The organism is Curtobacterium sp. Leaf183 (genome assembly GCF_001424385.1).
Taxonomy (GTDB): domain Bacteria; phylum Actinomycetota; class Actinomycetes; order Actinomycetales; family Microbacteriaceae; genus Curtobacterium.
The window spans coordinates 950,326-955,769 of record NZ_LMPO01000008.1; the positions used below are offsets into that span (position 1 = coordinate 950,326).

At 71.2% G+C, this 5,444-nt stretch carries 4 protein-coding genes; 2 read left to right on the forward strand and 2 right to left on the reverse strand.

The window, feature by feature from the left end:
* Positions 1–210 precede the first annotated feature (210 nt).
* Positions 211–1,068 carry a DUF1206 domain-containing protein gene (locus ASG04_RS10850; RefSeq protein ID WP_056123672.1) on the reverse strand — a complete coding sequence of 286 codons (858 nt, stop codon included), beginning with the start codon at positions 1,066–1,068 and terminating at the stop codon, positions 211–213.
* Positions 1,069–1,171: 103 nt separating this feature from the next.
* Positions 1,172–2,338, reverse strand: a complete 1,167-nt coding sequence (locus ASG04_RS10855; protein ID WP_056123674.1) for an RtcB family protein — start codon at positions 2,336–2,338, stop codon at positions 1,172–1,174.
* Between the two features lie 483 nt (positions 2,339–2,821).
* Here ASG04_RS10855 and ASG04_RS10860 point away from each other — a divergent pair, with 483 nt between their 5' ends.
* On the forward strand, positions 2,822–4,642 hold the full coding sequence (locus tag ASG04_RS10860) for a glycoside hydrolase family 15 protein (RefSeq protein ID WP_056123678.1): 1,821 nt from the start codon (positions 2,822–2,824) through the stop codon (positions 4,640–4,642).
* A gap of 58 nt (positions 4,643–4,700) precedes the next feature.
* The gene (locus ASG04_RS10865) at positions 4,701–5,297 is read left to right on the forward strand and encodes a DUF1992 domain-containing protein (protein ID WP_056123680.1); all 597 of its coding nucleotides are present in this window, start codon (positions 4,701–4,703) and stop codon (positions 5,295–5,297) included.
* Positions 5,298–5,444 lie beyond the last annotated feature (147 nt).

A 5,444-nucleotide genomic window follows, 5' to 3' on the forward strand; every position in this document is an offset into this window, starting at 1 on the left:
CGCGCCGTCCGCGTCGGCGGTCGTCAGGACGCCGAGGGTGATGTCGGTCCACCGGAGCACCTGGTGCTCGGGGTCCCACACGATGCTCTCGCCGAGGACGGCACCCGCGTCGGCGAAGACACGGACAGGACCGGTGGTGGCGCTCGTCGTCATGGACCCCGTCTACCGTCGGGTCGGTCCGTGGTCGTCCAGACGGCGGCCGGTCGATGGTCAGATGCGGGCGTACTTCGCCCGCAGGAAGCTGTAGGCACCGAAGGCCAGGAACCCGATCCCGATGACCACCAGCAGCACGCCACCACCCGGCACGCCCTTCACCGCGTCGAACGCCGCATCGAGCCCGGACGCCTGCTGCGGGTCGCTCCGGAACGCCGCCACCGCGACGAGCACCCCGACGATCGTCACGGCGATCCCCTTCGCCACGTAGCCCGTCACCGCCAGCACCGTCAGGGGTCGCTCCACGGTCTTCGGGGGCGTGACGAGCTGCTTGCGGTACGACCGGCGGACGCCGATGACGACCAGACCGATCCCGATGGCGATCGCGACCGCAGCGGCCGCGAGCAGCAGGAACACCCCGCCCGGCGTGGCGAGGGCCGTCGCCGCCGCACCGCGGGTCGATCCAGAGGAGCTCTTCCCGGCGCCGAGGGCGAACGACGCCGACGAGTACGCGATCACGCCGTACACGATCGCCTTGCCGGCGTTCTTCGCCCGGTTGAGCCACGACCGCGCGGTGTCGGTCCGGCCACCGACGACGGCCTCGACGACGAGCCGGATCGTCAGCGCAGCAGTGCCGACCGCGACGACCCACAGCAGGACGACCCCGCCAGGGACCGCCGCGAGCTGCGCCAACGCGCCGGACTGGTCGGTCTCGCCGGACTGCGAGCCCTGGCCCCCGCTCTGGCCGGCGGCACTCCCGATGCCGAGCAGGATCACCAGGTACCCGATGAGCAGGTGCACGACACCGCTGCCGACGAACCCGCCGCGGGCCGTCATCTCGAACCACCGGCTGTCGGCGGCGCGACGCACCTGGCGTCCGGTCTCGCGGGCAGTGGCTTCAGCGCTGTCGGTCACGGGACACCACACTGCCCGATGCAGCTGGGACGTGTGCGCGCCGGGCGCGGACGGGAGGCACGGCGCGGGCCAGTACCGTGCCTCCCGTCCGCCACGCGACCCCTCAGTCGCCCTTCACGTTGATGACCTGCCGCAGCGTGTGCCGGATGGTCACCAGGTCCTCGGCGTCGGCCATGACCTGGTCGATCGGCTTGTAGGCCGCCGGGATCTCGTCCAGGAACGCGTCGGTGTCCCGGTACTCGATCCCGGCCATCGCGGCCCGGAGCTCGTCGTGCGTGAACGTGCGACGAGCGGCCGACCGCGAGTACATCCGTCCGGCGCCGTGCGGCGAGGACTCGAGCGACGGCTTGTTGCCCCGTCCCTCGACGACGTACGACAAGGTGCCCATCGACCCGGGGATCAGCCCGAGCTGGCCCTCGCGCGCCTGGATCGCACCCTTGCGGGACACCCACACCGACTTCCCCCAGTGCGTCTCACGCTGGGTGAAGTTGTGGTGGCAGTTGATCCGCTCCTGCTCGTCGACCGGCGTGCCCATGACCTCGGACAGCTGCCGGACGACCCGGTCCATCATCTCCTCGCGGTTCAGCAGCGCGAAGTGCTGCGCCCACCGGAGCTCGGCGATGTACCGGTCGAACTCGGGTGTGCCCTCGACCAGGTACGCCAGGTCGGGATCCGCCAGGGTGATCCACCAGCGCTCCATCGCGGCCTTGGCGACCGTGATGTGCCGCTGAGCGATCTTGTTGCCGACACCCCGCGATCCGGAGTGCAGGAACAGCCAGACCCGGTCCTCCTCGTCGAGGCTGACCTCGATGAAGTGGTTGCCGGACCCGAGCGTGCCGAGCTGGTTGCGCCAGGTCCCGAGCACGGCCGAGGGGTCGAAGCCCGCGGCCTCGGCCATCGTCTCGAGCTCGGCGATCCGCGGCGCCGCGGTGGCCACGACCTTCCGGTTCGACGCGCCGGCCGACAGCGGGATCGCGCGCTCGATCTGCTCGCGGAGCGGACGCAGGTCAGCGGGCAGCTGGTCCGCCGTGAACTGCGTGCGCACGGCGATCATGCCGCAGCCGATGTCGACGCCGACGGCCGCGGGCATGACGGCGCCGAGCGTGGGGATGACGGACCCCACGGTCGCGCCGAGGCCCAGGTGGGCGTCGGGCATGAGCGCCAGGTGCGGGAACACGAACGGCATCGCCGCCGTCGTGCGGGCCTGCTGCTCCGTGTTGTCCTCGAGCAGTGACGCCCAGGACAGCAGCCGGCCGGTGATCTTCTTCATTGGTCCTTCTCGTCTCGTCGTGGTGGTGGTGACGGTCCGAGGCGGAACCACGCCGAGCCTCCTGTCCGATCCGGACGGAACGTCCTGACGGACGCGGCGTCCGTGACGGACGCGAGGAGGACGGCGAGCGACGCCCCGGGCCGGGTGGGCACGGGGGCGTCGTGTGACGATCGTGCCTACGCGGGATTGCCGGTGGACTGCTGCTCGCTGCGCTGTTCGGGCAGCACCACGAGCGCATCGAGCTGGAGCTCGATCCGCTGTTCGGGATACTGCACGGCGCGCATGCGCGGTCCTTCCGGTGTCCTGCCGCTGGCAGGTCCTGCCCGGGGCGGGCAGGAGAGCGAGACTAGCGCGACACGCCCGGGATGCACAACCCGCGTCCGGAGTGGCGGCCGGACCGACCGACGGGAGGACCAGCTCCGCTCCGTCAGACGGGGTACGGGGTCCTGAGCCTCCGTCGACAGCCCCGGGCAGCATGGGTGCATGCTCGAACGCACTCGCGACACCCCCGACGCCTCCGACAACGAGGAGCGCACCGACGGGTACGTGCCGCTCCGCTCCTACGGGGCCATCGGCGACGGTCGGACCGTCGCGCTCATCGCCCTCGACGGCCGGATCGACTGGCTGCCCGTCCCCTCGCTCGACTCGCCGCCGGTGTTCGCGAGCATCGTCGACGCCGAGCACGGCGGGCACGTCGCACTCCGCCCGACCGACGCCGACGCGACGGTGTCGCGCGAGTACCTGCCGGGCACGAACGTGCTCGTGTCGACGTGGACGACCTCGGCCGGGAAGGCCACGGTCACCGACGCGATGGTCACCGGGGTCGCCGGCCGGCTGCCGTGGGCCGAGATCGCCCGCTGCGTGCAGGGCGTCGAGGGCTCGGTGGAGATGGAGTGGGCCGTCGTGCCCGGCACGCTGCTGAACACCGCCGAGCCGAAGCGGCTCGACACGGCGAACGGCGCCGTGATCGGCATCGACGGGGTGACCATCGCCATCGTCGAGGTCGGGTTCGAGCCGGTCCACGACGACGGGCCGCGGTTCTCCGGCCGCTTCACCACGAGCGAGGGGTCGAAGTCGATCCTGACGATCGTCGGCACGCACAACGAGCCGATCTTCATGCCGGACCCGGAGAGCACGCTCGACGCGGTCGACCGGACGATCGAGAACTGGTCGACGTGGTCGGAGGAGTTCTCGTACGACGGACCGTGGTCGGACGCCGTGCAACGGAGCGCCCTCGCCCTGAAGCTGCTCATCTTCTCGCCAACCGGCGCCATCGCGGCCGCGGCCACCACGAGCCTGCCCGAGGACCGCACCGGCGGCAAGAACTGGGACTACCGCTTCGCGTGGGTCCGCGACCTGTCGTACACGGTGCACGCGCTGACCCGGTTCGGCCTGCGCGAGGAGACCCACGCGGCGGTCTCGTGGGTGATGCGGACCATCGGCGAGCACGACGAGACCATGCCGATCTTCTACCGGCTCGACGGCTCGAAGACCGACGAGGTCGAGGAGCGCGACGTGCCGGGGTGGAACGGCATCGGGCCGGTCACCGTCGGCAACCGGGCCGGCGACCAGCTCCAGCTCGGGGTCTGGGGCGACGTGTTCGAGATCATGCGGCAGTACGTCGTGGCCGGCAACGTGCTCGACCGCGCGACGGCCGCGGTGCTGGAACGCCTCGCCGACGACGCCTGCCACCGCTGGCCCGAGGCCGACTCGGGCATGTGGGAGCTCGAGGAGACGCAGCACTACGTGTCGAGCAAGATGGGGTGCTGGCAGGCGCTGGACGCCGCGATCGAGCTGCACGACGCGGGGATGATCGACGGCCCGCGGGCGAAGTGGATCGAGAACCGCGAGCTCATCGAGCAGTGGGTGGCGGAGCACGGCTGGAACGAGGAGCTCGGCTACTACGTCATGTACGAGGGCTCGACGGCGATCGACACCTCGGTCCTGCTGCACGCGATGTCGTCGTTCGACCGCGGGCCGCGCATGGAGTCGACCATCCGGGCGATCGAGGACCAGCTGCAGCGTGGACCGCTCGTCTACCGCTACACGGGCATGGAGGACGAGGAGTCGCCCTTCGTCGCGTGCTCGTTCTGGCTGGCGGCGGCGATGGCCTGCGTCGGGCGGATCGACGAGGCCACTGCCCTGATGGACCAGATGGTCGACCAGGCCAACGACGTCGGGCTGTTCAGCGAGATGCTGAGCGCGGTGGACGGTGAGTTCATGGGGAACATCCCGCAGGGACTGTCCCACCTGGCGCTGATCCAGGCGGCGCTCACGATCGAAGAGGTGTCGGCCGAGCAGTGACCCCGGCCGCGCACTCCTGGGTGACGTCGTCGGGGGTGCGGGGCATCATGGTCTGACGATGAACGACATCGACGCACGCATGGACCGCCTCCGCCGGGCCGCGCGCTACCGCTACCAGCAGCTCGTCGACAGCGAGGTCCAGCGCGGTTCGCTCGACCCGGACGAGGTGCGCGAGGAACGTCGGCTACTCAAGGCCGCCGACGTCGCAGCACACGCCCGGGCGCAGATCGAGGACGCCGAACGCCGCGGGGTGTTCGAGGGCAACCCGTACCACGGCAAGCCGCTGCCCGGGAACGACGGGCAGCACGACCCGGACTGGTGGATCAAGTCGAAGATCGAGCGCGAGGACATCCGCGGCATCGCCCCACCCGCGCTGGCCCTGCGCACCGAGGACGCCGAGCTCGACGACGCGCTCGACGCCCTGTCGGTGGAGTCGGACGTGCGCGACGTCCTGGTCGACTTCAACGCCCGGGTGAAGGAAGCGCGCCGGCAGTTGCTGGGCGGACCGCCCGTCGTCACCCCGCTCCGCGACGTCGAGTCCGAGCTCGCGCGGTGGCGCGAGCGTCGCGCGGCGCGGTTCGCGTCCGCCGCGCGAGCCGCCGAGGAGCAGCAGCTCGGCTCCCGGCCGCGTCGCTGGTGGCGCCGACACGACTGAGCCGGCCCGGGCCTCCCGGCTGACCCCGGAACCGCACAACGGACACAGCACCACGCGGTTGCGTGGTGCTGTGTCCGTTGCGGGGTGTGGTGCTGTGCGCTCGTGGCGCGGGGGGTGTTACTTGATCTGTGCGGTGATGGTGGCGGT